Consider the following 26,502-nt stretch of genomic DNA (forward strand, 5'->3'; position numbering starts at 1 on the left):
CCGGGACACCATGAACGCGACTGCCCCCTCCCTTTCCCGCCCCACGGTGCTGCACCTGGGACTGGGCTCTTTCCATCGCGCGCACCAGGCTGCCTACCAGCAGCGATTGATGGATGCGGGCGACACGCAGTGGGCGCTGGTGGGCGCCAACCTGCGCCCTGACATGGCGCAGACGCTGGAGGCCCTGGTGCGACAAGGCGGTGCCTACACGCTGGAGACGATTGCGCCCAACGGCACGGTGCACTACCAGTGGATGGATGCCTTGAGCGAGGTGATTCCGTACGCGCCCGGGCTGGCCGCCGTCGTGCAGCGGGGCGCCTGGCCGGCCACCCGCATCATCTCCTTCACGGTCACCGAGGCCGGTTACTGCCTGGATGGTCAGGGAGCGCTCGACGCCGCGCATACCGATCTGGCGCAGGACCTGGAGCGCGCACGCCGGGGCGAGGCGGGGACCACCCTCTATGGCGTGCTCTGCGCCATCCTGCAGGCGCGCCGCGCCACCGATGCCGGCCCCGTCACGCTGCTGAGCTGCGACAACCTGCGCCACAACGGCGACCGCCTGCGCGCCGGCCTGCTGGCCTTCATGCGCCAGGCACAGTTGCATGGGCTGGCCGACTGGGCACAGCGGCATACCAGCTGCCCCAACGCCATGGTCGATCGCATCACTCCCCGCCCGCCACCTGAGCTGCGCGCGCGCGTGCTGGCCGCCACCGGCCGCGACGACGAGGCCGCGGTGATGGCCGAGCGCTTCACGCAATGGGTGATCGAGGACCGCTTCATTGCCGGGCGCCCCGCCTGGCAGACCGTGGGCGTGGAGCTGGTGCCCTCGGTGGCGCCTTACGAAGAGGCCAAGATCCGCATCCTCAACGCCAGCCACAGCTGCATCGCCTGGGCCGGGACGCTGGCGGGCCTGGAGCATATCCACGAAGGCTGCGCCGTGCCCGCGATACGCCAAATGGCCTGGGACTACGTGACCCGGGATGTGATCGCCTGCCTTTGCGCACCGGGCCGGCCCAGCCCGCTGGACCTGCCGGCCTACCGTGACACGGTGCTGGAGCGCTTTGGCAATGCGGCCCTGCGCGACACCAACCAGCGCGTGGCGGCCGATGGGTTTGCCAAGATCCCCGGCTTCATCGCGCCCACGCTGCGCGAGCGGCTGGCGGACAACGCCGCCATCGATGCCGCGGCCATGCTGCCAGCGCTGTTCCTGGCCTTCCTGCAGCGCTGGCACCGGGGCACACTGCCCTATGCGTACCAGGACCAGGCCATGGACCCGGCGGTGGCGCATGCCATCTGCGCGGCGCCCGATCCCGTGGCCTCGCTGTGCGCCGAGCCGCTGCTGTGGGGCGAGGTGGCAGGCCATCCGCAGCTGGTGGAGTCGGTGCGCCGGGCCTCGGAGCGGGTACGGGCATTTGTGGACAGAACCGAAACATGCACAAGGCGGAGCTGACATGCGCATAGCCATCGTGGGCGAGGCCCTGATCGATTTCACCGCCACGGGTGGCCTGGCCTTCCAGGGCCATGAGGGCGGGGCGCCCGCCAATGGCGCCATCGCGGCGGCACGGCTGGGGCAGGCCACGGGCCTTGTCTCGCAGCTCTCGGAGGACCTATTTGGCGAGCGCCTGTTCGCGCACCTGCAGCGCAACGGCGTGGACATGCGCCTGGTGCAGCGCTGCAGCGCGCCCAGCACGCTGGCCTTTGTGGAGCGCGGCGAACACACCAACCGCTATGCCTTCTACATGCAGGGCACGGCCGACACGCTGTGGGCGCCTGCCGAGCTGCCGAAGTTGCCGGACGAATGCCGCATCCTGCAGTTCGGCTCCATCGCGCTGCTGCATGCGCCGGCGGGGCCGCGCATCCTGGATCTGGTGGCCGCGCAGCGCGGTCGGCGCCTCATCGTCTTCGACCCCAATGTGCGTCCCACGCTGATCCGCGATGCGCAGGCCTTCCGGCGCGACTGCCTGGACTGGCTGGCCCTGGCCGACCTGGTCAAGCTCAGCGACGAGGATGCGGCCTTCATCGCGCCCGGTCAGCCGGTGCTGGAGGCTGCCGGGAGCTGGCTGTCGCGTGGGCCCAGGGCCGTGGTGCTCACGCAGGGGGCCGAGGGCGCCACCTTGCTGCGCGCAGACCGCGCTCCGCTGTCGGTGCGCCCGCCTGCAGTGCCGCTGGCGGACACCATCGGCGCGGGCGACACCTTTGGCGCGGCACTGTCCGTGGCGTTGCTCGAGCGCGGCGTGGAGCAGGCGCAGCAGTTGAAGTCCCTGCCAGATGCCGCGTGGCGCGAGGTGCTGCGCTTTGCGGCCACGGCTGCCGCGCTCAACTGCACGCGCGCCGGCGCCCAGCCGCCCTGGCGTGCGGAGCTGGATGCCGCGCTTGGGGGCCTGGATGCTGCGCAGGCGCAGCAGCACCACAGGGCGTAGCGGCCGCCGGTGTTACCGTGCGCCCTGTGCCCGTCTCATCGTCCCTGATTGACCGACTGCCATGCCCAGCACACGCCGCCGCCCGCCGCGCCAGCGCCATCCCGAACTGGAGCGCGACTTTGTCCGCACGCCCGCCCTCGGCTATGAAGACGTGGAGGGCAGTGGCCTGGTGCGCTGCCTGGCACATGGTTTCCCGAGTCCGCTGGTGCGCTGGCATTTCCATGACGAGTACGAGCTGCATCTCATCACCCACACCTCGGGCCGTGCCTTCGTGGGTGACTGGATAGGGCCGTTCGAGCCGGGCCACCTCGTGCTGTGCGGGCCGCGCCTGCCGCACAACTGGATATCGTTCGACGTGCCCGAGGCCGGCGCGCCCGAACGCGATCTCGTCATCCTGTTCAACCACGATCCCATTGCCCTTGCGGCCGAGCAGATCCCCGAGATGCGCGAGGTACTGCAGCTGCTGGACCGCGCGCGCCACGGCATCGAGTTCTTCGGCATGGCCGAGGCAGCGCGCGTGCACTGGGAGGCGGTCCGGGGTGCGCGCGGCATGCGCCGCTTCGCGGCCTTTTGTGATCTGCTGTCTGATCTTTCCGAATGCACCGACTACCGGCTGCTGTCGGCCGTGCAGATGCAGGGCGTGCAGGCCGAGGCCCAGGTGGACCAGATCAACGAGGTGGTCAACCGCATCATGGCGCGCGTGAACGAGCCGCTGAGCCTGGCGGACGTGGCGGCCGAACTGGGCATGAGCGAAAGCCGCTTCAGCCGTTTCTTTCGCCGTGCCACAGGCAACAGCTTCACCGACTTTGTCAGCCGCGTGCGCATCAACAGTGCCTGCCATCTGCTCATGCAGACCGATTGCTTCATCGCCGATATCTGTTTTCAGGTCGGCTTCAGCAATCTGGCCAACTTCAACCGCCGCTTCCTGGAAATCAAGGGGATGACGCCCTCGGAGTTCCGCAGGCAGGCCGAAAGCCGCTTCGGCGCTGGCTGAGGCGGGCGAGGGGCCTGGAATCCGGGAAAGAAGGGGTGTGGTATTGCGCGCCACATGGGTAGAGCCCTTATTGCCGCGCTGGCACAGATCGATATGCTGGGTTGCGAAAAACACATGTTCCGCACCGGATCCGTGGCCGGTTTGTGACCACGATCAAGGAATGTGTCTTCCTCTGCGCGCAGGGGCGAAAGCAGGGTTCCTGACGATATCAATCACAGGTGGCCCCATTGTAGAATCCGCCGAATTTTGCGCTTTCAACAACAGAACCACGCCCTCGATATGAAGTTGCTTGCCTCTTTGCTGACGGCTGCCATTCTTGCTGCAGCCCCCGCCTTTCCCGCTTTCTCCGCTGGCGAGGCACCTGCTGCCCCGGCTCAGCCGAAGGCGGCCAAGGCCGATCTGGCGAAGGGCGAGGCCAGCTACACCGCCGTCTGCGCGGCATGCCATGCGGCCGACGGCAATTCGACGGTGCCCATCCAGCCCAAGCTGGCCGGCCAGCATCCCGAGTACCTGGTCAAGCAGTTGCTGGAGTTCAAGGACGACAAGCGCAAGGACCCGGTGATGAAGGGCTTTGCCAGCATGCTCAGCGAGCCTGACATGAAGAACATCGCCGCCTGGCTGCATGCGCAAAAGCCCAAGGACGGCTTTGCCAAGGACAAGGACCTGGTGGCCATGGGCGAGCGCATCTACCGTGGTGGCATCCAGGAGCGCAACATCGCCGCCTGCGCAGGCTGCCACAGCCCCAACGGCGCCGGCATCCCGGCCCAGTACCCGCGTCTGGCCGGCCAGCACGCCGACTACACCACCACCCAGCTCACGGCCTTCCGTGACGGCAAGCGCGGCAATAGCATTCAGATGACGCAGGTTGCTGCCAAGCTTAACGATCGCGAAATCAAGGCCGTGGCAGACTACATCGCTGGCCTGCGTTGATGTGCTCCCGGAACCGATGCGGTTCCCAGGGTAATCACCGGGAACCTATTGCCCTATAGACGCCCCAAGCCAGGCGGGTCCATCGCATGAATGCAGATGGTCCCGCTTTTTTCATTCGGGTTTTGGTTTTTCGCTCTTCATGTCAGACAACTCTTCCGGTGCCGCTCTTGCCTCTCCCCGCCCGCAGGCCGCGCGCGCGATGCTGGAGCTGCTGGCATCGATGCGCTTTGCGATCTCGCTGCTGACGGTCATCTGCATTGCCTCGGTGATCGGCACCGTGCTCAAGCAGCATGAGCCGGTGGGCAACTACGTCAACCAGTTCGGACCGTTCTGGGCCCAGCTGTTTCTTGCGCTCAAGCTCAATGCGGTCTACAGCGCCTGGTGGTTCCTGCTGATCCTGGCCTTTCTGGTGATCAGCACCTCGCTGTGCGTGGCACGCCATGCGCCCAAGTACCTGGCCGATCTGCGCAGCTACAAGGAAAACGTTCGCGAACAAAGCCTCAAGGCCTTCGGCCACCGTGCGCAGAACGTGGTGCCCGGCAGCACCGAGGAAGCCGCCAGGCGCCTGGGTCAGCAGCTGGTGTCGGGCGGCTGGAAGGTGCGGCTGCAGCAGCGCGATACGGCGGCCGGTCCCGGCACGGGCTGGATGCTGGCGGCCAAGGCGGGCGCGGCCCACAAGCTGGGCTACATCGCCGCCCATGGCGCCATCGTGCTGATCTGCCTGGGGGGGCTGTTCGACGGTGACCTCATCGTGCGTGCGCAGATGTGGCTGGGAGGCAAAACACCTTATACCGGCGGTGGCCTGATCTCCGAGGTGTCCGAGCAGCACCGGCTGAGCGAACGCAACCCCACCTTCCGCGGCAACCTGCTGGTGACCGAGGGCGGCACGGCGGGCACGGCCATCCTGTCGCAGTCCGATGGCGTGCTGCTGCAGGAGCTGCCCTTTGCGGTGGAGCTCAAGAAGTTCATCGTCGAGTACTACTCCACGGGCATGCCCAAGCTGTTTGCCAGCGAGGTCGTCATCCACGACAAGGCCACGGGCGAGAAGCTGGAAAAGCGCATCGAGGTCAACCACCCGGCCAGCTACCGCGGCATCGAGATCTACCAGTCCAGCTTTGATGACGGCGGCTCGTCGGTGAAGCTGCATGCCGTGCCGCTGGAGGCCGGGACCAAGCCCTTCGATGTCGAAGGCGTGATTGGCGGCTCCAGCCAGTTCACGCGCAAGCTCGCCGACGGCAAGGACGAGGCGCTGACGCTGGAGTTTGCCGAGCTGCGCACCATCAACGTCGAGAACTTCGGCGGTGCGGGCGGCGCCAGTGGCAGCGCCACCGATGTGCGCAAGGTGGACCTGAAGCAGGCCATCGACGAGCGCCTGGGCGCGGCCCACAAGACCGTGACCAAGAAGGAACTGCGCAACATCGGCCCCAGCATCCGCTACAAGCTGCGCGATGCCGCGGGCCAGGCGCGCGAGTTCCAGAACTACATGCTGCCCGTGGACACGGGCGACGGCCAGCGCGTGTTCCTGCTGGGCGTGCGCGACAACCAGGCCGACGCCATGCGCTATCTGCGCATTCCCGCCGACCCCGAAAGCGAAATGGACACCTTCCTGCGCCTGCGCAGCGCGCTGCAGGATCCCAAACTGCGCGAGCAGGCGGCCCGGGCCTATGTGGCCAAGGCCATCGATTCCTCGCGCTCCGAGCTGAGCGGTGCGCTGGCGCAGTCGGCCACCAAGGCGCTGGAGCTGTTCGCGGGACAGACCGACAAGAAGGGTCCCGATGGCAAGCCGCTGGGCGGGCTGCAGGCCATCTCCGATTTCATGGAAAGCAATGTGCCCGCGGCCGAGCGTGAACGCGCGGGCGAGGTGCTGGTGCGCATTCTCAATGGCGTGCTGTTCGAGATGGCCCAGATCGTGCGGGCCCAGGCCGGCCAGGCACCGCTGGAGCCCAGCGAGCAGACGCAGTCCTTCATGACACAGGCCGTGTTCTCGCTCAGCGACTCGCAGTTCTACCCCGTGCCCATGGTCTTCATGCTGCAGGACTTCAAGCAGGTGCAGGCCAGCGTGTTCCAGGTGGCGCGTGCGCCGGGCAAGAACGTGGTGTATCTGGGCTGCCTGTTCCTCATCATCGGCGTGTTCTGCATGCTGTACGTGCGCGACCGCCGCATCTGGATCTGGCTCACGCCTCGCGATGGCCAAAGCCATGCCGAAATGGCCTTGTCCACCAATCGCAAAACGCTCGATGGTGATAGAGAATTCGCCATGCTGGCCGGCAAGCTGATAGGCGCCGAGCCCATCCACAAGAAACCCCCCGGAGGTTCCGCATGAACACCGCCACCACGACGACTTTGACGCTCAACGAGGGCTTCTTCGCCCGCCGCAACTGGTTCGACTGGGTGTTCGCGGCCCTCGTGGCGGCGGGGCTGCTCTATGCGCTGCAGCGCTATGGCGAGTACATGGATGTCTACGAGAAGTGCATCCTGGTCGGCACCATTCCCGCGGCCATCTGGCTGGGCTGGTTCTGGCGCTCGCTGCGGGCGCTGATGCTGGTGGTGGCCGGGCTGTCGCTGCTGGCCATTGCGCTGTACCAGGGGCCGGAGGGGGCGCAGCTGGCGCGCTCGGACACGGTGTTCGGCCTCAAGTACTTCCTGTCCAGCCAGTCGGCCATCCTCTGGATGAGCATGGTGTTCTTCATCAGCACCGTCTTCTACTGGATCGGCATGTTTGCGCGGGGCGAGGGCACGGCGCTGTCGCTGCTGGGCTCGCGCCTGGCCTGGCTGGCCGTGACGCTGGCGCTGGTGGGCACCATGGTGCGCTGGTACGAGAGCTATCTGATCGGCCCCGATGTGGGCCACATCCCGGTCAGCAATCTCTATGAAGTGTTCGTCATGTTCTGCTGGATGACGGCGCTGTTCTATCTGTACTACGAACAGCACTACGACACGCGCGCCCTGGGTGGCTTCGTGATGCTGGTGGTCAGCGCGGCCGTGGGCTTTTTGCTGTGGTACACGCTGGTGCGCGAGGCGCACGAGATCCAGCCCCTGGTGCCGGCGCTCAAGAGCTGGTGGATGAAGCTGCATGTGCCGGCCAACTTCATCGGCTACGGCACCTTCGCGCTGGCGGCCATGGTCTCCTTCGCCTACCTGATCAAGCAGCAGGCCACGGAGACGCGCTGGTACAAGCTCGCGCCGCTGTGGATGCTGGGCGTGGTGCTGTGCTTCGAGCCCATCGTTTTCCGCAAGGGTGCGACCGACAACGGCGGCAGCTACTGGATGGTGTACTTCGGCGTCTCGGCGCTGATCGTGGCCGGCATCCTGCTGGCGCGCAAGCGCATCGCCGAGCGGCTGCCCAGCTTCGAGCTGCTGGACGATGTGATGTACAAGTCCATCGCCGTGGGCTTTGCCTTCTTCACCATCGCCACCGTGCTGGGCGCGCTGTGGGCGGCCGAGGCCTGGGGCGGCTACTGGAGCTGGGACCCCAAGGAGACCTGGGCGCTGATCGTCTGGCTCAACTACGCGGCCTGGCTGCACATGCGCCTGGTCAAGGGGCTGCGCGGCACCGTGTCCGCCTGGTGGGCGCTGGGCGGGCTGGCCATCACCACCTTCGCCTTCCTGGGCGTGAACATGTTCCTGTCGGGACTGCACAGCTACGGCGAGCTGTGATCCGCTGCTGATTCGGACCGCCGCCGAACAAAGGGCTGCATGCGCCGGCGCGCATGCAGCCCTTTTTGTATCCGGCTCTTTTTCATGGCAGTTGAGGCTGGGGCGTAGCATGGAACTTGCGCGGGCCTGCAAGGCTCCCAATCGTCATGCCGCCCGGCGCCCCTGCCGCAGCAGGCACTTTCGGAGATTCCCATGCTGATCCGCTCCCACGACAACGGCTTCCAACATCCGCAAGGCAGCGAAATCACGCCCCGGGCGAGCTACCTGCAGCGCCGGGCCTGGCTGCAGTACCTGGCCGCAGGTTCGGCCGGTGCCGCCTTGCCGGGCTGGGCGGCAGGCGTGCAGCGCCCCGGCAAGCTGGCGGCGCTGGCTTCCGTGCCTTCGCAGGTGCCGGGCGCGAACTCCATGGAGCGCGTCACCGCCTATGCCGATGCGTCGCAGTACAACAACTTCTACGAATTCGGCCTGGACAAGGACGATCCTGCCAAGAACGCCCACACGCTCAAGACGCGGCCGTGGACAGTGAAGATCGAAGGCCTGGTCCAGCAGCCGCAGACACTGGACCTGGATGCGCTGCTCAAGCTCGCACCGCTGGAAGAGCGCATCTACCGGCTGCGCTGCGTGGAAGGCTGGTCCATGGTGATTCCCTGGGTCGGCTATTCCCTGGCCGAACTGCTGCGCAAGGTGCAGCCGCTGGGCAGCGCGAAATACGTGGAATTTGTCACCCTGGCCGACAAGGCGCAGATGCCGGGCCTGCGCAGCGGCGTGCTCGACTGGCCGTACACGGAAGGGCTTCGCCTGGATGAGGCCATGCACCCGCTGACCCTGCTGGCCTTCGGCATGTATGGCGAAGTGCTGCCCAACCAGAATGGCGCGCCCGTGCGGCTGGTCGTGCCGTGGAAATACGGCTTCAAGAGCGCCAAGAGCATCGTCGCCATCCGCCTGACCGACAAGGAGCCGGGCACGGCCTGGAACAAGGCGGCGCGCAACGAGTACGGCTTTTATTCCAATGTGAACCCGGACGTGCCGCACCCGCGCTGGAGCCAGGCCACGGAGCGGCGCATTGGCGAGGATGGCCTGTTCGCCAAGAAGCGCAAGACGCTGCTGTTCAACGGCTACGAAGCCCAGGTCGGCCAGCTCTACACGGGCATGGATCTGAAGAAGTTCTATTGATGCGGCCCATGCAATGACGGTGTTACAGCGCCTTTTGCTGCACCGGGCGGCCAAGCCGCTGGTGTTTCTTGTGTGCCTGCTGCCGTTTGCGTGGCTGCTGGCCGGAGCCATCCTGAACACTCTTGGCGCCAATCCGGCCGAGGCCCTGCTGCGCTCCACGGGCGACTGGACGCTGCGCTTTCTTTGCGTGGTGCTGGCCGTGACACCGCTGCGCCAGGCGCTGGGGCTGACGGCGCTGGCGCGCTTTCGGCGCATGCTGGGCCTGTATGTGTTCTTCTACGCCGTGCTGCATCTGCTGTGCTATGCGTGGTTCGACATGGGGCTGGACTGGGGCGAGATCGTGCTCGACATCCCCAAACGCCCGTTCATCCTCGTGGGCTTTGCGGCCCTGCTCTTGCTGACCGCGCTTGCCGCCACATCGCCGCACCGTGTGCTCCGGGCCATGGGCGCAAAGCGCTGGCAATGGCTGCACCGCTGCATTTATGCGGTGGCGCCGCTGGCCCTGCTGCATTTCTTCTGGATGCGCGCGGGCAAGAACAACTTCGCCGAGGTCGGCGTATACGCCGCCATTCTTGCGCTGCTGCTGGGCTGGCGTGTGGCCCATGCACTGCGCCGCCGGCGCGCCAGAAGCTAGCCGGCGACGGCGCGCAGGGCAGGGCGCAACTGGCGGGTGACAGGGTCGATGTCCGCCATGGGCAACTGGTAGTTGCGCTGGTCGAACAGATCAATGCCGCACTGCAGGCCTTCGAGCCAGTTGAACAGGTCGGCAATCGCCTTGGCGCCCATGATGGGCGCGCCGTGCTGGGGCACGATCATGTCGATGGGCAGCTGGCGCGCCATCTGCACCCACAGCCGCAGGATCTTGTTGGAGACCATGTATCGGCGGTGAAAGCCTTCCATGCGCGCGATGTGCGGCACGAGGTCGGTCACGGGCACCTGCGCCTCGATGCCATTCATCAGGGACACGCCGAGGTCGCCCGTGAAGAGGATGCGGCTGACCGGGTCGTAGAAGTGGAAGTTGCCTTCGGCATGCAGGAAGTGGGCGGGCAGCAGGTGCAGTTCATGGCGGCCCAGCGGCAGCCGGCCACCGGCGTCCGGCACGCCGATCACGCGGTTCTCGGTCTTGCCGACCTTGGTGAAGTGGGGCGCAAAGCGCTCCCAGATGCGCGAGATCACCAACTGGGCCTTGGTGCTGGTCATCCAGCGATCCAGCGAGGCAATGATGTCGGGATCGGCGTGGGAGGCAATCAGATAGGAAAGCTTGTGCGGCGCGAAATGCCGAGACATGCCCATGAACAGCTCGTTGAACGCGAGATTGCCGCCCGGATCGATGATGGCGCCCGTGTCGTCATCGACGATGAGGAACTGGTTGGCCTGGATGGCCTGTCCATCTTCCTCGATGAGGTCGGTGAACATCAGGCAGGCGTGGTTTTTGTCTCGGTAAAGCTCTACGGGCATGGCGGGTTGTCGAGGGACAAGATGCGGTCACTCTAAGCGCCATGCCATGCAGCGGGGTTGACGTGCATCAAGCCGCAGTGCGGCTGCCGCGTCAGTCGGCCTGTGGCCTGCGGGAGTCCGAGGCGCCCGTGGGCGTGGAGCTTTCCTCGACGGCTGCATTGGAGGGGCCGGTCGGCAAGGTGGTGGGCGCCGGTGCGGGCGTTGCCCGCTCGGCCGGGCTGGAGATGCCCAGGGTCTGCGGCAGCGTGGCGCGGTGGCTGGCGGCTGGCGAGCTGGGCAGGAACAGAGGCCCCTTCTGCCCACAGGCCGCAAGGGACGCCGCACAGGCCCCAAGGGCAATGCACCTGACTAGAATTTGCGAGGCTTTCAACATAAGCGAATTGTAATGACCGACCAAGAATTTCTGGACCTTGCCGAACGACTGCTGCTGGCGGTGGAGCAAGACTGCGATCGCATCAACGATGAAACCGATGCCGACCTCGATGCCCAGCGCGTGGGAGGCATGGTGACCCTGGTCTTTGCCAACCGCAGCCAGATCGTGATCAACCAGCAAAAGCCGCTGCACGAGATCTGGCTGGCCGCCAAGGCCGGCGGCTTCCACTACCGCTACGACGCGTCGCAGGGCGCCTGGCTCGATACCAAGGGCGCGGGCGAGTTCTTCGCCAACCTGAGCCGCTACGCCACCGAGCAATCGGGCCTGGTGCTGCAGTTCTCGGCACGCTGAGACCCCGGCTTTCGGCTGGCTCCAAAAGAAAAGCCCGGCATGGCCGGGCTTTCTTGCGTGGTCGACCGCCTCAGTTGCGGAACAGGTCGAGGATGCGGTTGCGTTCCTCGGTGGCGGGCGGGGGCGTGGCGCCTGCGGCGCTGCCCGTGGATGCACTGTCCATGCCCAGGCTGCTGACGCCGCCGTTGCGCGCGTTTTCCTCGTAGTACCACTCGCCGCCCATGTTCACGACGCCGGGCGGCACGGGCATCTCGGCCACGGGAACGCCCTTGAGCGCGTGCTGCATGAAGCTGATCCAGATCGGCAGGCTCAGGCCGCCGCCGGTCTCGCGGCTGCCCAGGTTGCGCGGCGTGTCGTAGCCGATCCAGGATACGGCGGCCAGCGTGGGCTGGAAGCCCGCAAACCAGGCATCCACCGAATCGTTGGTCGTGCCGGTCTTGCCATACAGGTCGGGGCGCTTGAGCATGGACTGCGCGCGCGCTGCCGTGCCCACGCGCGCCACGTCCTGCAGCAGGCTGTCCATGATGAAGGCGTTGCGCGCGTCGATGGCCTGGGGCAGTTCCTGCACCGGGGGCGGTGTGAATTCGGACAGGATGCGGCCCTTGTGATCGGTGACGCGGGAAATCAGCCAGGGATTGACGCGGTGGCCGCCGTTGGCAAACACGGAGTAGCCGGCCGCCAGCTGCAGCGGCGTGACGGCACCTGCGCCCAAAGCCATGGTCAGGTAGGCGGGGTGCTTGGCGGCGTCAAAGCCGAAGCGCGTGACCCACTCCTGGCCCTGTTTGGGTCCCACGGCCTGCAGCAGCCGGATGGAGATCATGTTCTTGGACTTGTTCAGGCCTGTGCGCATGGTCATCGGCCCGTCGTAGCGGCTGTCGTAGTTCTTGGGCTCCCAGGGCTGCCCCCCCGTCACGCCCGCACTGAAGAACAGCGGCGCGTCATTGATCATGGTGGAGGGCGAGAAGCCCTTTTCCAGCGCCGCGGAGTAGATGAAGGGCTTGAAGGCCGAGCCGGGCTGGCGCCAGGCCTGGGTCACATGATTAAACTTGTTCTTCTGGAAGTCGAAGCCGCCGATCAGGGCGCGCAAGGCGCCCGTCTGGGGAACCAGGGCCACGAAGGCGCCTTCCACCTCGGGCAGCTGCGTGATTTCCCAGGTGTTCTTGGGCGTCTTGACCACCCGGATCACGGCACCGGGACGGATCTTGATGTTGGGCGGTGCCTTGGGGTTCAGGCCCGATTCGGCAGGCTTGAGGCCTTCGCCCGTGATCTCGATCTGCTCGCCGTCGGCACGGGCCGCCAGGATCTTGCGCGGGTTGGCATCCAGCACCACGGCGGCGAGCACGTCTCCGTTGTCGGGGTGGTTGGCCAGGGTGTCGTCAATGGCGTCTTCACGGTCCTCGGCGTTGGCGGGCAGGGCCACGAACTTCTCGGGGCCGCGGTACTTCTGGCGGCGCTCGTAGTCCATGATGCCGCGGCGCAGCGCGGCGTAGGCGGCTTCCTGTTCGCCGGCATTGATGGTGGTGTAGACGTTCAGGCCGCGCGTGTAGGCCTCGTTGCCGTACTGGGCAAAGATCAGCTGGCGCGCCATTTCGGCCACGTACTCGGCATGCACCCGGGTGTTGAAGGAGCCTGTGCGGATCTTCAGCGGCTCGGCCTTGGCTTCAGTGGCCTGGGCCGCCGTGATGAAGCCGTTTTCCTCCATGCGCTCGATGATGTAGAGCTGGCGCGAGCGGGCGCGCTTGGGGTTGCTGATCGGGTTGTAGGCCGAGGGCGCCTTGGGCAGGCCGGCCAGCATGGCCGCTTCGGCGACGGTGATGTCCTTCAGTGGCTTGCCGAAATAGGCTTCACAGGCGGCGGCAAAGCCATAGGCCCGATTTCCCAGATAAATCTGGTTCATGTAGATCTCGAGAATCTGGTTTTTGCTCAGCAGATGCTCTAGCTTGAAAGTCAGTAAGACTTCGTAAATTTTGCGTGTAAAAGTTTTCTCGGAAGACAGATAGACATTGCGTGCCACCTGCATGGTGATGGTCGATGCGCCCTGGCTTTTCACGCGGCCCAGATTGGCCAGCGCGGCGCGGGCCATGCCCTTGTAGTCGACGCCACCGTGCTCGAAAAAGCGGGTGTCTTCAATGGCCAGCACCGCGTCGGTCATCACTTTGGGGATGTCCTGGATGGGCGTCAGCGTGCGCCGCTCCTCGCCGAACTCGCCCAGCAGGGCGCCTTCGCTGGAGTACACGCGCAGCGGCAGCTTGGGCCGGTAGTCGGCCAGCTCGGACACGTCGGGCAGGTTGGGGTAGGCCATGGCCAGGGCCACGGCCACGGTCAGCATCAGGGCCAGCGCGCCGGCGACGGCGATGCCCGCCAGCCATAGCAAGGCCTTGGGAAACCAATGCATGGGCTTGGACGGAGCGGAGCGAGGCTTTCCAGCCTGGGGTTCTCGGGAGTCTGAGGACGGCATGTCGCAGGGAGTGCTGAGGAGTGCCGCATTATAAAAATGCGTTCCCCAGGGGGTCGGTAGGAGGCGGCTGCACACGGTTGCCAGCATGGCCGCATGCCTCGCATCCTAAGCCAGGCGTACAGGCCGACATGCAAGCAGGGGTGCATTCCTGTCGCATTTGATGGCCCGCAACAATGTCTGTTTTTGGCCACTACCGTCAACCGTGCTCCGGCAGGCATGGTGAGTTGCGCGCAGTCTTGCTGATAGCATTCAACCTATATGTGAAGGTTTGTTGCGTTCTTTACATACACAAGAAGAGGGAGGGCAAGTTGATTGCTATGGGATCCTTATTCAGTCGCCAGCCCGCACCTTTGCTAGGCATCGACATCAGTTCTTCGAGCGCCAAGCTCGTTGAGCTGTCTCGTGCCAGGTCGGGCGAACTGTTGCTGGAGCGCTGTGCCATCGAGCCGCTGGAGCGGGGATGGATTACGGACGGCAACATCGAAAAGTTCGACGAAGTGGCAGAGGCTGTACGGCGGCTGGTCAAAAAAAGCGGCACGCGGACCAAGAACGTGGCCATGGCATTGCCGGCTTCGGCCGTGATCACCAAGAAGATTTCGCTGCCCGACGGCATGAGCGAGCAGGAACTGGAGGTCCAGGTCGAATCCGAGGCCAATCAGTACATTCCTTTTTCGCTCGACGAAGTGAGTCTGGACTTCTGTGTCATAGGCCCGTCATCGAATTCGCCTGGCGACGTGGATGTGCTCATTGCCGCCTCCCGCCGCGAGAAGGTGCAGGACCGCCAGGGCCTGGCCGAGGCGGCCGGCCTCAAGCCGATGGTCATCGACATCGAGCCCCATGCCTCCCGCATGGCCGCCGGACGGTTGATCGAGCGCCTGCCCAATCAGGGCAACAACGCTTTGGTGGCGCTGTTCGAGGTAGGCGCCATGACGACCAGCATGCAGATCCTGCGTGACGACGAGGTGCTGTACGACCGTGACCAGGCCTTTGGCGGCGCCCAGCTGACGCAGCTGATCGCGCGCCAATATGGTTTCTCCCTCGAAGAGGCCGAGTCCAAGAAGCGCAACGGCGAACTGCCGGAGGACTACGCCTCCGCCGTGCTCAAGCCCTTCGTGCAGAGCATGACGCAGGAAGTGTCGCGTGCACTGCAGTTCTTTTTCACCAGCACGCCCCACAACCGCATAGACCACATCCTGCTGGCTGGCGGCTCGGCACCGCTTTCCGGCCTGTCGGAGGCCATCACGCAGCAGACCGGATTTGCCTGCAGCCTTGCCAATCCCTTCGATGGCATGGAAGTCGGCAGCGGCGTGCGCCTCAAGCGCATGTCGCGCGAGGCCCCCGCCTACCTGACCGCCTGCGGTCTGGCCATGCGGAGGTTTGTGTCGTGATCCTGATCAATCTGCTTCCTCACAGAGAAGCCACACGCAAGCGACGCAAGGAAGCATTCCAGGCCACGATGGTCCTCTCGGCCCTGATAGGGCTTTTGATCATTGGTGCTGTCTACTGGTGGTATCAGACGATGATCGAAGCCCAGCAGGCGAAGAACAGCATGCTGCGCGCCGAGATCACGGTGCTGGAGTCCCAGATCAAGGAAATCGCCGGGCTGGAGGATGAAATCACGGCCCTGCGCGCCCGGCAAAAGGCCGTGGAAGACCTGCAGTCCGATCGCAATCTGCCGGTGCACATGCTCAACGAGCTGGTGGCCCAACTGCCCGATGGCGTCTACATCACCAGCATCAAGCAGGAAGGTCTGGCCGTGACCATGCAGGGCACGGCGCAGTCCAATGAGCGGGTGTCCGAAATGCTGCGCAATCTGTCCGAGGGAACGCCCTGGATCTCCAAGCCGGAACTGGTGGAGATCGTGGCCAGGGCGGTGAACGTAACGCCCAAGGACCAGCGCCGTGCTGCAGCGTTCAATCTGCGCTTCCAACTCACGCGCGCCAGCGTTGCGGAGAAAGGCCTTCCGACGGCGGCCAACCCAGGAAAGTCCCAGTGATGGCCAAGAAGAAAAAGAACGACATCGACTTCTCCGCATTGCAGGAGAACATCCAGCGCCAATTCCGTGGTCTTGATCCCAATGATCCTTCGCGGTGGCCCTTGCTGCCGCGTTTTCTGTTGTGCGTTGCCATTGCGTTGGGCGTCGCCGCCTTGCTCTGGTACGTACTGATCAAGGACTATGAGGACACGCTGGAGCAGGAGCGCAACACCGAAGTCACGCTGCGCCAGGACTTCAGCCAGAAGCTGTCCAAGGCGGTCAGCCTGGATGGCCTGAAGAAGCAGCGTGAACAGGTCCAGCAATATGTGACACAGCTGGAAAAGCAGTTGCCCAGCAAGGCGGAAATGGCTGCGCTGCTCTCGGACATCAACCAGGCCGGACTGGGGCGCAGCCTTCAGTTTGAAACGTTCCGCCCTGGGGCCATGGTGGTCAAGGAGTACTACGCCGAGCTGCCCATTGCTTTGAAGGTCACAGGACGTTTTCATGACATCGGTTCATTCGCTTCCGACGTGGCCTACCTGTCGCGCATCGTGACCTTGAACAACTTGTCGATTGTCCCTGGGGGCAAGGAGGGCAGCGAGGTCTTGAGCATGGAGGCGACGGCGCGAACCTTCCGCTACCTGGATGCCGAGGAAGTGCAGGCGCAGCGTGCGGCCGCCGGGAAGGGCAAGAAATGAGGCAAATGCGTTTTCGCGGCTGGCTTGTGCTGGCCGCCTGTCTGTCGCTGGTGGCGTGCACTTCATCCGAGCATGAGGAATTGCAGACCTGGATGGCACAGGAGCGTGCCAATGCAAAGCCTCGCGTCAAACCATTGGAAGAGCCGAAGTTATTCACGCCTCAGGCCTACCTGGGTTCGGAGGGGATGGATCCCTTCAACCCTCTGAAGCTGATGCAGGTGTTGCGCAGAGAGTCCGTGCAGTCCAACGCGAATACCAGCTTGATGGCTGCAGAGCTCAACCGCCGCAAGGAGCCGCTGGAAGCAGAGCCCCTGGATGCAATGACCATGGTGGGCAGCCTGGACAAGAAGGGTGTGCCCACGGCCTTGATCAGAGTCGGAACATTGCTGTATCAGGTCCGTGCAGGAAATTACCTGGGCCAGAACTACGGAAAGATCACCCGGATCACGGAGACTTCCATCCAGTTGCGCGAAATCGTCCAGGATGGCAGCGGCGACTGGATAGAAAGAAATAGCACACTGGAGTTGCAGGAGGGAAGGAAATGATGGGCACACATCGCAGCATGTCTCACAAAGCTCGCTGGGGAATCGCCTTGGGCGGTTGGTTGCTGGGCTCCTTTGCATGGGCGCAGTCCGCGATAGAGTCGGTCTCCGGTTCCATCCAGGGGGGCACCGAGGTGGTGCGCATCGAGCTTTCCGAAGCGCTGGCTGCGGATCCGACCGGATTTGCGATCCAGTCGCCTGCACGGATCGCACTGGATTTTCCTGGCGCAACCAATGCGACGGGCAAATCGATGGTCGAGCTCAACCAGGGCAACCTGCGTTCCATCAATATCGTGGAGGCCTCGGGCCGTTCCCGGCTGGTGCTGAATTTGAAAACGGCGACTTCCTACCGCACTGAACGCCAAGGCAAGGCGTTGCTGATCCTGCTGGATCCTGTGGCTGCATCTGCTGCGGTGAAGCCTTCTGCACAGCTGGGTGTGTTTGAAGCCAAGACAGCCGTTGGTAGCGATGTCCAACCCATTCGGGATGTTGATTTCCGTCGTGGCAGCGATGGCTCGGGCCGCATCGTCGTGGGATTGAGCAATAGCCAGGTCGGCGTGGATCTGCGCCGCGAAGGCAAGGAACTGGTCGTCGATTTTCTGCGTTCTTCCCTGCCTGAAGGCTTGCGCCGCAAGCTGGATGTTGCGGATTTCGGAACACCGGTGCAGACAATCTCCTCGGTGCAGCAGGGGGAGTCCGTGCGCATGCGTATCGCTCCCGTAGGCGACTGGGAGCACAGCGCCTACCAAAGCGACAGCCAGTTTGTGATCGAGGTCCGCCAGAAAAAGGTGGATGTGAGCAAGCTCACGCAGGGCCCCGGCTACAGCGGTGAAAAGCTCTCCCTGAATTTCCAGAACATCGAAGTGCGGTCCCTGCTGCAGGTGATTGCCGACTTCACGAACTTCAACATCGTGACCTCGGACACGGTTTCCGGGGCGCTGACCCTGCGTCTGAAGGATGTTCCCTGGGACCAGGCGCTGCAGATCATCATGGATGCCAAGGGCCTGGGCATGCGCAAGTCGGGCTCGGTGCTCTGGATTGCGCCCAAGGATGAAATCGATGCGCGCACCAAGCGTGACTATGAAGCCGCGATGGAAATCCAGAAACTGGAGCCGCTGCGCACCCAGGGCTTTCAGCTGAACTATGCGAAGGCGGCCGATATCCTGTTGCAAATCACGACGAACACCAGCTCTGCCGGGGCTGGCGGAACTGCGACGAGATTTCTGTCCGAGCGCGGGTCCGCAATCTCCGAGCCTCGAACCAACCAGCTCTTTGTGACGGACACTCCCGCCAAGCTTGAGGCGATGAAGGCATTGCTGGCCACGCTGGATGTGCCAGTGCGGCAAGTGCTCATTGAAGCGCGTATTGTGGAAGCCCGTGACACGTTCGGTCGTGCCCTGGGGGTGCGCCTTGGCGGCGGGGACTTGCGTGCCCAGCGTGGTGGTGATGGCGGCTACAGCATCGGCGGTGACAATCGTGTTGTCTTCGGTACCGGGTTCGATAACGCAAATGCTTCTGCCGGTGCTGGAGGCACGGTCAACACTTCGGGCAGCTTCGTGAATCTTCCTGCCTCTGTGGCAGGTGTTGCAGGGTCTGGCACATTTGCCATGTCCATCTTCAATGCTGCAGCCAATCGCTTTCTTACGCTGGAGCTTTCGGCAATGGAGGCCGATGGACAAGGCAAAATCATTTCAAGTCCTCGTCTCATGACCGCTGACCAGACCAAGGCGCTGATCGAGCAGGGTACTGAATACCCATATTCAGTCACCGCGCCCAACGGAGCGACCACCATAGCCTTCAAGAAGGCGGTGTTGAAACTGGAAGTGACGCCGCAAATAACTCCTGAAGGCGATATCATCCTGGATCTGGATATCAACAAGGATTCTCGCGGTGAAACAACGATCCAAGGTGTAGCTATTGATACCAAGCATATCAAGACGCAGATCCTGGTACAAAACGGTGGCACTGTGGTGATTGGCGGTATTTTTGAGTTGGAAGAAACCAATCAGGAAAACAAGATTCCTTTGCTGGGTGATGTGCCTGTTCTGGGTAATCTTTTCAAGAGCCGCTCCAGGGCCTCTTCCAAGAGAGAAATGCTGGTATTCATTACACCAAAAATGATTTCTGATAGCACTGCAAAACGCTGAGTGAAAATTTAGGGAGATTTCTGATGAAAAAGTTGTGGCTGGCCGCTTTGACGGCCTTTACGCTGGTCGCATGTGGCGGCGGAGGGGGAAATCCGGGCACCGGTGGTGGCACGGGAGGAGGAACCGAGACTCCGGCAGGAACCATGACGATTCAGGTGATCACTGGCGCGTCCTCCAGCGCGCAGGGTGTCATTTCGATCACCGCGTCCGAGAGCACCGCCAGGGCGCGTGCGACCCTGCTGGATTCCAAAGGTGCTGCAGTTGCCAATGAAATTGTTACGTTTTCGGAAGATGGTGGGAGTCTGCTGAAATTCAGTCCTGAATCCAGGACTGCCCTGACGGACAGCAAGGGTGTGGCTGAAGTGGAAATTTCAGCGGCCACCGCAACCTCGATTGGTGCGACCCGCGTCAAGGCCTCTGCCACAATTGCAACCAAGGAAGTGTCCGGCGGTCAGAATCTGGCCATTACGAGCGCACCTCCCACAGGTGATCCTCAGGCCCTGGTCCAGGCCATCAATTTTCTGGACGTGGTCCCGTCTGACAAATCCATTGTTATCAAAGGATCGGGTGGCAATGGGCGCTCTGAGACCGCCATCCTTCGTTTCAAGGTGGTTGATTCCAGCGGCAGCCCGATCAAAGACGTAGTTGTGGATTTCGTGGAAGCCACAGGAGGTGTCCAGGTCAATATTGCCCAGGCTCGCTCGAACAATGATGGCATTGTGACCACGTCGGTATCGTCCAAAAGCGCACCCACTTCCGTTGTCGTGAGGGCAACGGTGAATGGTCGGAACGTGACGTCGCAGTCAGATCTTTTGACCGTGACCACCGGTATTTCCACGCAGCGCGGCTTCGATCTTTCTGCCTCCAAGTTCAACCTGGACCTGGATCTTTCCGGTGATACATCCACACTGCGTATTGGCATCGTGGACAGTAACGGTAATCCGGTATCCGATGGTGTACCTGTGGTCGCAACAGTGGACTTCGGCCGCGTTGGTTCCTCCAATCGTGGCGGCTGCCAGACAGTCAACGGACTGTGCACGGTGGACTACCAGGTGCAGAATCCGCGTCCTGCCGACGGTCAACTGATCAACGTGGCCATTTCGACTGTGCTGGGCACGGGCCAAGTCATCAGCGACAGCCTGTTCCTGAAGGCTACTTCGGTGGGTTGGCTGAGCCTGTACCAAAGCGGTGCGTTGGTCAATAAATTGACGGTGAGCAAGTTGGATGCCACTTGTAATGCCATCTGGACGGGTGAACTAGGAACTCCTAGGGGCTTCCCTGCGCCGGCCGGGACGACCATCGAGGCCAAATCCCTGGACACCAATGTGACGGTGTCCGTGTTCAACGGATCCCCGGTGCTTGATCGTGTCTCCGGCCGCAGCGGAGTTGCTTTCCAGGTGACTTCGAAGCCTGGTGCTCCTGCAGGCTCGACTCAGGTGCAGTTCACCTTCAAATCCAATAATAATGTGAGCACCTTGACCCTGCCCGTGGACTATCCGGCATGCGCGACTGCCACCACTCCGACAGCTCCCACTACTCCGACAGCCCCTTAACGGGGCACAGGCCGATCGCTCTGATCGGCCTGCCCGGCTCCGGCAAATCGACCATAGGGCGCCAGCTGGCGCGCCTGTGGTCGATGCGTTTTGTGGATTCGGACCATGTGATCGAGCAGCGCCTGGGCTGCAGCATCCGGGAGTTTTTCGAGCGTGAGGGCGAGCAGGCTTTTCGCGACATGGAGTCGCAGGTCATTGATGAGCTGTCGGCCTCCACATCCAGCCTGCTGTTGTCCACGGGCGGCGGCGTGGTGCTGCGCGAGCAAAATCGCCGCCATCTGCATGAGCGCACCCAGGTCTTCTACCTGGATTGCACGCCAGAGGACATCGCGGCGCGGCTGCGCAACGATGTGACGCGGCCCTTGCTGCAGGTGGAGGATCCGGCGTTGCGCCTGCGCGAGTTGCTGCTGCAGCGCGAGCCCCTGTATCTGGAGACGGCGCACTTCGTGATCCAGACATCCGGCCTGTCTGTGGCGCAGGCCGCCCAGCGCATACGCATGCAGGCGGAACTGGCCTGAACGCTGCCCGCTGGAACACCAAAGGCCTCGGCACTTGCCGAGGCCTTTTTCTTTAAGATCGGCAGTTGCCGGGCGCGCTGCCGTGTCGCGGAAACCTTTTCATTCTTTCTCCCCTGGAGCGACATCATCTTGCCCCACGCCTCCTCCTCGCCTGCTGCCCAGGTCGTGACCATTGACCTGGGTGAGCGCTCCTATCCGATTGCCATCGGCACCGGCCTGCTGGACCAGGCAGCCACCTATGCCGCGCTGCCTTCTGCGGCACAGGCCGTCATCGTCAGCAACGATGTGGTCGCACCGCTCTATGAGCCCGCACTGCGCCGCGTGCTGGAGCAGCGCTACCGCAGCGTGCGGACCGTGGTGCTGCCCGATGGCGAAGCCCACAAGGACTGGCAGACGCTGAACCTGATCTTCGATGACCTGCTGTCCGGTGGTTGCGACCGCAAGACCGTGCTGTTCGCGCTGGGCGGCGGCGTCATTGGCGACATGACGGGCTTTGCTGCCGCCAGCTACATGCGCGGCGTGCCCTTCGTGCAAGTGCCCACCACGCTGTTGTCGCAGGTGGACTCGTCGGTGGGCGGCAAGACCGCCATCAACCATCCGCTGGGCAAGAACATGATCGGCGCCTTCTACCAGCCGCAGCTGGTGGTTTGCGATCTGGCCTCGCTGGACACGCTGCCCGCACGCGAGCTGAGCGCCGGCCTGGCCGAGGTCATCAAGTACGGGCCCATCGCCGACATGGACTTCCTGGCCTGGCTGGAGGAGAACATGGACGCCTTGCTTGGCCGCGACCGCACTGCACTGGCGCACGCGATCAAGCGCAGCGTGGAGATCAAGGCCTGGGTGGTGGGGCAGGACGAGAAAGAGGCCGGATTGCGCGCCATTCTCAATTTCGGCCACACCTTCGGGCATGCGATCGAAGCCGGCATGGGCTACGGCAACTGGCTGCACGGCGAAGGCGTGGGCGCAGGCATGGTCATGGCGGCCGAGCTGTCGCAGCGCCTTGGCCTGGTGGATGCCGCCTTTGTGCAAAGGCTGCGCGTGCTGATCGAACGTGCGGGCCTGCCGGTGCGCGGCGCCGTGCTGGATGCGCGTGACAACGCTGGCCGCTATCTGGAACTGATGCGCGTGGACAAGAAGTCCGAGGCGGGCGAGATCCGCTTCGTTCTCATTGACGGGCCGGGAAAGGCCGTCATGCGCTCGGCGCCCGATGCCTTGGTGCGCGAAGTCATAGACGCCTGCTGCGCCTGACGCGCGGCGCTGGGGGGCAAGCCAGAACTGCTAGAGTGCCCTTGTCAGCATGATGAGGCGATCGAATGCAGAAACAGGCCCTGGCCCCCTATGCCTGCAACCCGGCGTTCAGCCGGGGGCGGCGTTTCCCGGAGGCGCCTGCGCCCACGCGCAGCGACTTCCAGCGCGACCGGGACCGCATCGTCCATTCCTCGGCCTTCCGGCGCCTGGTCTACAAGACCCAGGTCTTCGTCAACCATGAGGGCGACCTGTTCCGCACCCGCCTGACGCACTCGCTGGAAGTGGCTCAGCTGGGCCGCTCGGTGGCCCGATCGCTGCAACTTGACGAAGATCTGGTCGAGGCCATCTGTCTGGCCCACGACCTGGGCCACACCCCCTTCGGCCATGCGGGCCAGGATGCGCTCAATGCCTGCATGCAGCCGCATGGCGGCTTCGAGCACAACCTGCAAAGCCTGCGCGTGGTGGACCGGCTGGAAGAGCGCTATCCAGCCTTTGACGGCCTGAACCTGAGCTTCGAGACGCGCGAGGGCGTTCTCAAGCACTGCTCGCGCACCAATGCCGAGCACCTGGAGGCGCGCGAGCCCGGCGGCGTGGCCCAGCGCTTTTTGCTGGGCCGGCAGCCTTCGCTGGAGGCCCAGCTGTGCAACCTGGCCGATGCCATTGCCTACAACGCCCATGACGTGGACGATGGCGTGCGCTCCGGCCTGATCACCATGCCCCAGCTGTGCGAGGCTGTTCCCCTGTTCGCGCGCTATCACGACGCAACACTGGCCGAGCATCCTCAACTGGGCATGCCCCTGGCCGAGCGGCGCCTGCTGTACGAAAGCATCCGCCGCATGCTCAGCGATCAGGTCTATGACGTGATCGCCGCCACGCAGCAGCGCATTGCGCAGGCGCGGCCCTGTTCGGTGGACGAGGTGCGCGCCCAGCCTGGCCCTCTGGTGGGCTTCAGCGATACCATGAGGCAGCAGTCGCAGCAGCTCAAGCAGTTCCTGTTCCGCAATCTCTACCGCCATGAGCAGGTGGTGAAGACCATGGAAGGCGCGCAGCAGGTGGTGGCCGAGCTGTTTGCGGCCTACATGGTCGAGCCCGACCGCATGAAGCCGCGCTTCGTGCAGCGGGCCATGCTGGCCGAGGACGTATCGGCGCGTGCGCGGGTGGTGGCCGACTTCATCGCCGGGATGACGGACCGCTACGCGGCCCGTGAGCATGAGCTGCTGACAGGCCTGCGCCTGCTGGGCTGAGAAATCCGAGCAACGGCGTCGCCGGGGCTGCGCGGCTAGAATGCGGACCCTGCGTGACAGGGCAGGGAAGGGTTCCTGGACGGTTTCGCAATGTCTGGGGGCGCAGTGCCCCCGTTCGCATTTTTGAAGGGCACAGCCATGACCGATACCAACCACGAGATTCGCGCGGCCGAGTTTCCGCCTGTCACCGTGATCGAGGATACGGTGCACTGGCTCGAAAAGGCCGTGATCGGCCTGAACCTGTGCCCCTTCGCCAAGGGCGTGCACATCAAGGGCCAGATCCACTACACGGTCAGCCAGGCCACCGACGCCGAAGGCGTGGCGGCAGACCTGCACCGCGAGCTGGAAGCCCTGGCCGAGGCCTCCCCGGACAAGCGCGACACCACGCTGCTGATCCTGCCGCACGCATTGCAGGACTTCCTGGACTTCAACGACTTTCTCGAAGTGGCCGACGCCATGGTCGAGGAGCTGGACCTGGGCGGCATACTGCAGGTGGCTTCGTTCCACCCGCAGTTCCAGTTCGAGGGCACCGAAGCCGACGACGTCACCAACTGCACCAACCGCTCGCCCTATCCGACGCTGCACCTGCTGCGCGAGGACAGCATAGACAAGGCGGTCGAGGTGTTCCCCGAAGCCGAATCCATCTACGAGCGCAACATGGAGACGCTGGAGAAGATCGGCATCGAAGGCTGGCTGGACCTGGGTGTGGGCGCGCGCTGCCCTATGGCGCACGCAGCCAAGCCGGGCGCTGCCGAATGAAGGCGCGCCAGGGCAAGCCTGCCGCAAAGCCCGAGCAGGATGTGACCGCGCAGCTGGGCCTCAAGCCCGGCCAGTCCATTGAACTGCTCAAGGCACTGCACATCCTCACGCGCGAAGGCAAGATCAACCAGGATTCGCGCCGCAAGCTCAAGCAGGTCTACCACCTCTACCAGTTCATCGCGCCCATCCTCGAAGAACTGTCGGCCGACGGCCATGCGGTCACCCTGGCCGACCACGGCGCCGGCAAGTCCTACCTGGGATTCATCCTCTACGACCTGTATTTCAAGCCGCTGGGGCGCGGCCATATCTACGGCATAGAAACGCGCGCGCCGCTGGTGGAGGCTTCGCAGAAGCTGGCCGCCGAGCTGGGCTTCGACCGCATGGGCTTCCTCAACATGTCGGTGGCCGAATCCACGCATGCCGACTTCATGCCTGCGCAATTCGACGTGGTCACGGCCCTGCATGCCTGCGACACCGCCACCGACGATGCCATCGCCTTCGGCCTGGAGAAAAAGGCCAAGGCCATGGTGCTGGTGCCCTGCTGCCAGGCCGAGGTCGCTGCCTGCCTGCGCCAGACCAAGGCGCTGAGCCTGACGCGCACGCCGCTGGCCGAACTGTGGCGCCATCCCATACACACGCGCGAAATGGGCAGCCAGCTCACCAACGTGCTGCGCTGCCTGTACCTGGAAGCCTGCGGTTACCAGGTCACCGTGACCGAGCTGGTCGGCTGGGAGCACAGCATGAAGAACGAGCTGATCATTGCGCGTTACACGGGGCAGAAAAAGCGCAGTGCGGTTGAGCGCATGCGCGCCATCCTGGCGGAGTTCGGCCTGCAGGATGCGATGGCACAGCGCTATCCGCTGCTGCAGGCGGCCTGAGCCGGCTGCCTGCAGCAGTCTCAGACCCCCGCCACGGCGTGGTACCAGGCGATGCCATCGGCATCAATGTTGCGCTCCACCTGCCCTGCATGCATCAAATGATTCAGGCAGGCCAGGCTTTCGCCCGTGGCCATGCCCAGCAGGGCGGGGCTGGATTCGCTGATGGGGCGTGAGAACAGAGCGCCGAAGACATCGACGGCGCGACGCGGTTCGGCCAGTGCGGCCAGCAAGCGGGCGTTGGCGCGCTCCTGGCCTGCCGCCAGCGAATCGATGCGCGCATGCAGGCCGCGAAAGCAATCGCCATGCGCGGGCAGGACGAGCACATCGTCGGGCACTTCGCGCCTGACCTTTTCCAGAGAATCCATCCAGTCGGCCATGGGGTTGGCGTCTGGCTCCATGGCATGGACCGAGACGTTGGACGAGATGCGTGGCAGCACCTGGTCGCCCGAGATCAACAGCTTGAGATCGGGGCAGTAGAGGCTGGCGTGCTCGGGCGAGTGGCCGCTGCCGACCACCACGCGCCACAGGTGCTTTCCTATGCGCAGTTCCTCTCCATCGTGCAGGCGGCGGTAGCTGTCGGGCAGGGCATGGATGTGCTTGCCGAAGTTGCCGAAGCGGGCGCGGTAGGACTCCAGTGCGCTGTCGCTCCAGCCTGCGCGGCGGTAGAAGGCGATGGCGTCGGGCGGGGCCTCGCGGCTGCAGTCCGAGACCACGACGCGGCAGTTGAGGTATTCCAGGCGCGTCATGTACAGGGGCACATGGAACTTGCGCGTCAGCCATCCGGCCAGACCCACATGGTCGGGGTGCATGTGGGTGACGAAGACGCGCGTCAGCGAGCGGCCATCGGTGGATTGGGAGAACAGCGCGCGCCAGGTGGCCACGCCTTCGTCGGTGCGCGCACCCGTATCGACGATGGCCCAGCCCTGGCCGTCATCGATGGCCCAGAGATTGATGTGGTCCAGCGCATAGGGCAGGGGCATGCGCAGCCAGAGCACGCCGGGCGCCACCTCCAGCGTCTGCCCGCGCTGCGGCGGCGCCTCGAACGGGTAGTCGAGCACCGGCCTGGGCGGCGCTTCCGGGGCCTGCGAGGCGATCGGGTCTTGGTCTGTCTGGTTCATGGGGTTCC

The 26,502-nt window shown here is 64.2% G+C and carries 24 protein-coding genes; 20 read left to right on the top strand and 4 right to left on the bottom strand.

Translation table 11 applies throughout. The features are described 5' to 3' along the window. Positions 1 to 10: 10 nt before the first annotated feature. From dalD to msrQ, 8 genes are all read left to right on the top strand, one after another. Complete coding sequence (gene dalD / locus G4D77_RS21880) at positions 11 to 1,450, top strand: D-arabinitol 4-dehydrogenase (RefSeq protein ID WP_154833584.1); 1,440 nt, start codon at positions 11 to 13, stop codon at positions 1,448 to 1,450. A gap of 1 nt (position 1,451) precedes the next feature. Further along, a complete protein-coding gene (locus tag G4D77_RS21885) occupies positions 1,452 to 2,420 on the top strand; it encodes a carbohydrate kinase family protein (RefSeq protein ID WP_047326510.1) in 969 nt (322 codons plus the stop codon). 61 nt (positions 2,421 to 2,481) lie between these two features. Continuing rightward, positions 2,482 to 3,414, top strand: a complete 933-nt coding sequence (locus G4D77_RS21890) for an AraC family transcriptional regulator (RefSeq protein WP_046238457.1) — start codon at positions 2,482 to 2,484, stop codon at positions 3,412 to 3,414. Between the two features lie 279 nt (positions 3,415 to 3,693). Next, positions 3,694 to 4,344, top strand: a complete 651-nt coding sequence (locus tag G4D77_RS21895; protein WP_016445530.1) for a c-type cytochrome — start codon at positions 3,694 to 3,696, stop codon at positions 4,342 to 4,344. A 139-nt stretch (positions 4,345 to 4,483) separates the two neighbouring features. Then, positions 4,484 to 6,667, top strand: coding sequence for a cytochrome c biogenesis protein ResB (locus G4D77_RS21900; RefSeq protein WP_047217117.1), 2,184 nt, complete (start codon positions 4,484 to 4,486; stop codon positions 6,665 to 6,667). After that, complete coding sequence (gene ccsB, locus G4D77_RS21905; RefSeq protein ID WP_016445532.1) at positions 6,664 to 8,001, top strand: c-type cytochrome biogenesis protein CcsB; 1,338 nt, start codon at positions 6,664 to 6,666, stop codon at positions 7,999 to 8,001. Before G4D77_RS21900 ends, ccsB begins: the two co-directional genes overlap by 4 nt. A gap of 192 nt (positions 8,002 to 8,193) precedes the next feature. Next, the gene (gene msrP / locus G4D77_RS21910) at positions 8,194 to 9,174 is read left to right on the top strand and encodes a protein-methionine-sulfoxide reductase catalytic subunit MsrP (RefSeq protein ID WP_016445533.1); all 981 of its coding nucleotides are present in this window, start codon (positions 8,194 to 8,196) and stop codon (positions 9,172 to 9,174) included. A 13-nt stretch (positions 9,175 to 9,187) separates the two neighbouring features. Next, positions 9,188 to 9,808, top strand: coding sequence for a protein-methionine-sulfoxide reductase heme-binding subunit MsrQ (gene msrQ / locus G4D77_RS21915; protein ID WP_026062808.1), 621 nt, complete (start codon positions 9,188 to 9,190; stop codon positions 9,806 to 9,808). Here the strand turns inward: msrQ and G4D77_RS21920 are convergent. Together G4D77_RS21920 and lptM are read right to left on the bottom strand one after the other, a co-directional pair. Then, positions 9,805 to 10,632 carry an oxygen-binding di-iron domain-containing protein gene (locus tag G4D77_RS21920; protein ID WP_012207382.1) on the bottom strand — a complete coding sequence of 276 codons (828 nt, stop codon included), beginning with the start codon at positions 10,630 to 10,632 and terminating at the stop codon, positions 9,805 to 9,807. The two genes, msrQ and G4D77_RS21920, sit on opposite strands and share 4 nt — an antisense overlap. 91 nt (positions 10,633 to 10,723) lie before the next feature. Beyond that, on the bottom strand, positions 10,724 to 11,005 hold the full coding sequence (gene lptM / locus G4D77_RS21925; protein ID WP_082254145.1) for an LPS translocon maturation chaperone LptM: 282 nt from the start codon (positions 11,003 to 11,005) through the stop codon (positions 10,724 to 10,726). Positions 11,006 to 11,017: 12 nt separating this feature from the next. On the opposite strand from lptM, the gene cyaY reads away from it, so the two are divergent. Then, positions 11,018 to 11,356: an iron donor protein CyaY gene (gene cyaY, locus G4D77_RS21930; RefSeq protein ID WP_016445535.1), complete on the top strand. Its 339-nt coding sequence runs from the start codon at positions 11,018 to 11,020 to the stop codon at positions 11,354 to 11,356. A gap of 70 nt (positions 11,357 to 11,426) precedes the next feature. Here the strand turns inward: cyaY and G4D77_RS21935 are convergent, their stop codons facing one another. Continuing rightward, positions 11,427 to 13,751 carry a penicillin-binding protein 1A gene (locus G4D77_RS21935; protein WP_213757737.1) on the bottom strand — a complete coding sequence of 775 codons (2,325 nt, stop codon included), beginning with the start codon at positions 13,749 to 13,751 and terminating at the stop codon, positions 11,427 to 11,429. Between the two features lie 371 nt (positions 13,752 to 14,122). Between G4D77_RS21935 and G4D77_RS21940 the strand changes: the two genes are divergently transcribed. The 11 genes from G4D77_RS21940 (at position 14,123) to G4D77_RS21990 (ending at position 25,376) form a co-directional block, all read left to right on the top strand. Next, positions 14,123 to 15,202 carry a pilus assembly protein PilM gene (locus G4D77_RS21940; protein WP_026062715.1) on the top strand — a complete coding sequence of 360 codons (1,080 nt, stop codon included), beginning with the start codon at positions 14,123 to 14,125 and terminating at the stop codon, positions 15,200 to 15,202. Continuing rightward, entirely contained in the window at positions 15,199 to 15,810 is a 612-nt protein-coding gene (locus G4D77_RS21945) for a PilN domain-containing protein (RefSeq protein WP_154833586.1), read from the top strand. Before G4D77_RS21940 ends, G4D77_RS21945 begins: the two co-directional genes overlap by 4 nt. Further along, a complete protein-coding gene (locus tag G4D77_RS21950; RefSeq protein WP_154833587.1) occupies positions 15,810 to 16,487 on the top strand; it encodes a type IV pilus inner membrane component PilO in 678 nt (225 codons plus the stop codon). The genes G4D77_RS21945 and G4D77_RS21950 overlap by 1 nt, the downstream gene beginning before the upstream one ends. After that, positions 16,484 to 17,032 (top strand): pilus assembly protein PilP, encoded by a 549-nt coding sequence (locus tag G4D77_RS21955; RefSeq protein ID WP_026062714.1) that lies wholly within the window; start codon positions 16,484 to 16,486, stop codon positions 17,030 to 17,032. The genes G4D77_RS21950 and G4D77_RS21955 overlap by 4 nt, the downstream gene beginning before the upstream one ends. Next, positions 17,029 to 19,176, top strand: coding sequence for a type IV pilus secretin PilQ (locus G4D77_RS21960; RefSeq protein WP_154833588.1), 2,148 nt, complete (start codon positions 17,029 to 17,031; stop codon positions 19,174 to 19,176). Before G4D77_RS21955 ends, G4D77_RS21960 begins: the two co-directional genes overlap by 4 nt. 23 nt (positions 19,177 to 19,199) lie before the next feature. After that, the gene (locus G4D77_RS21965) at positions 19,200 to 20,729 is read left to right on the top strand and encodes an Ig-like domain-containing protein (RefSeq protein ID WP_154833589.1); all 1,530 of its coding nucleotides are present in this window, start codon (positions 19,200 to 19,202) and stop codon (positions 20,727 to 20,729) included. Then, on the top strand, positions 20,678 to 21,247 hold the full coding sequence (locus G4D77_RS21970; RefSeq protein WP_227740906.1) for a shikimate kinase: 570 nt from the start codon (positions 20,678 to 20,680) through the stop codon (positions 21,245 to 21,247). Before G4D77_RS21965 ends, G4D77_RS21970 begins: the two co-directional genes overlap by 52 nt. 129 nt (positions 21,248 to 21,376) lie before the next feature. Next, positions 21,377 to 22,495 (top strand): 3-dehydroquinate synthase, encoded by a 1,119-nt coding sequence (aroB, locus tag G4D77_RS21975; protein WP_154833590.1) that lies wholly within the window; start codon positions 21,377 to 21,379, stop codon positions 22,493 to 22,495. Between the two features lie 65 nt (positions 22,496 to 22,560). Further along, the gene (locus tag G4D77_RS21980) at positions 22,561 to 23,739 is read left to right on the top strand and encodes a deoxyguanosinetriphosphate triphosphohydrolase (protein WP_034364810.1); all 1,179 of its coding nucleotides are present in this window, start codon (positions 22,561 to 22,563) and stop codon (positions 23,737 to 23,739) included. A 138-nt stretch (positions 23,740 to 23,877) separates the two neighbouring features. After that, positions 23,878 to 24,498, top strand: a complete 621-nt coding sequence (locus tag G4D77_RS21985; protein WP_016445546.1) for a DUF1415 domain-containing protein — start codon at positions 23,878 to 23,880, stop codon at positions 24,496 to 24,498. Further along, on the top strand, positions 24,495 to 25,376 hold the full coding sequence (locus G4D77_RS21990) for a class I SAM-dependent methyltransferase (protein WP_034364807.1): 882 nt from the start codon (positions 24,495 to 24,497) through the stop codon (positions 25,374 to 25,376). Before G4D77_RS21985 ends, G4D77_RS21990 begins: the two co-directional genes overlap by 4 nt. 20 nt (positions 25,377 to 25,396) lie before the next feature. Here G4D77_RS21990 and G4D77_RS21995 read toward each other — a convergent pair whose 3' ends face one another. Beyond that, a complete protein-coding gene (locus G4D77_RS21995; RefSeq protein ID WP_213757738.1) occupies positions 25,397 to 26,494 on the bottom strand; it encodes an MBL fold metallo-hydrolase in 1,098 nt (365 codons plus the stop codon). Positions 26,495 to 26,502: the final 8 nt, after the last annotated feature.

Origin of the sequence: Delftia sp. WY8 (assembly GCF_018437695.1) — a bacterium.
Classification (GTDB): domain Bacteria; phylum Pseudomonadota; class Gammaproteobacteria; order Burkholderiales; family Burkholderiaceae_C; genus Comamonas; species Comamonas tsuruhatensis.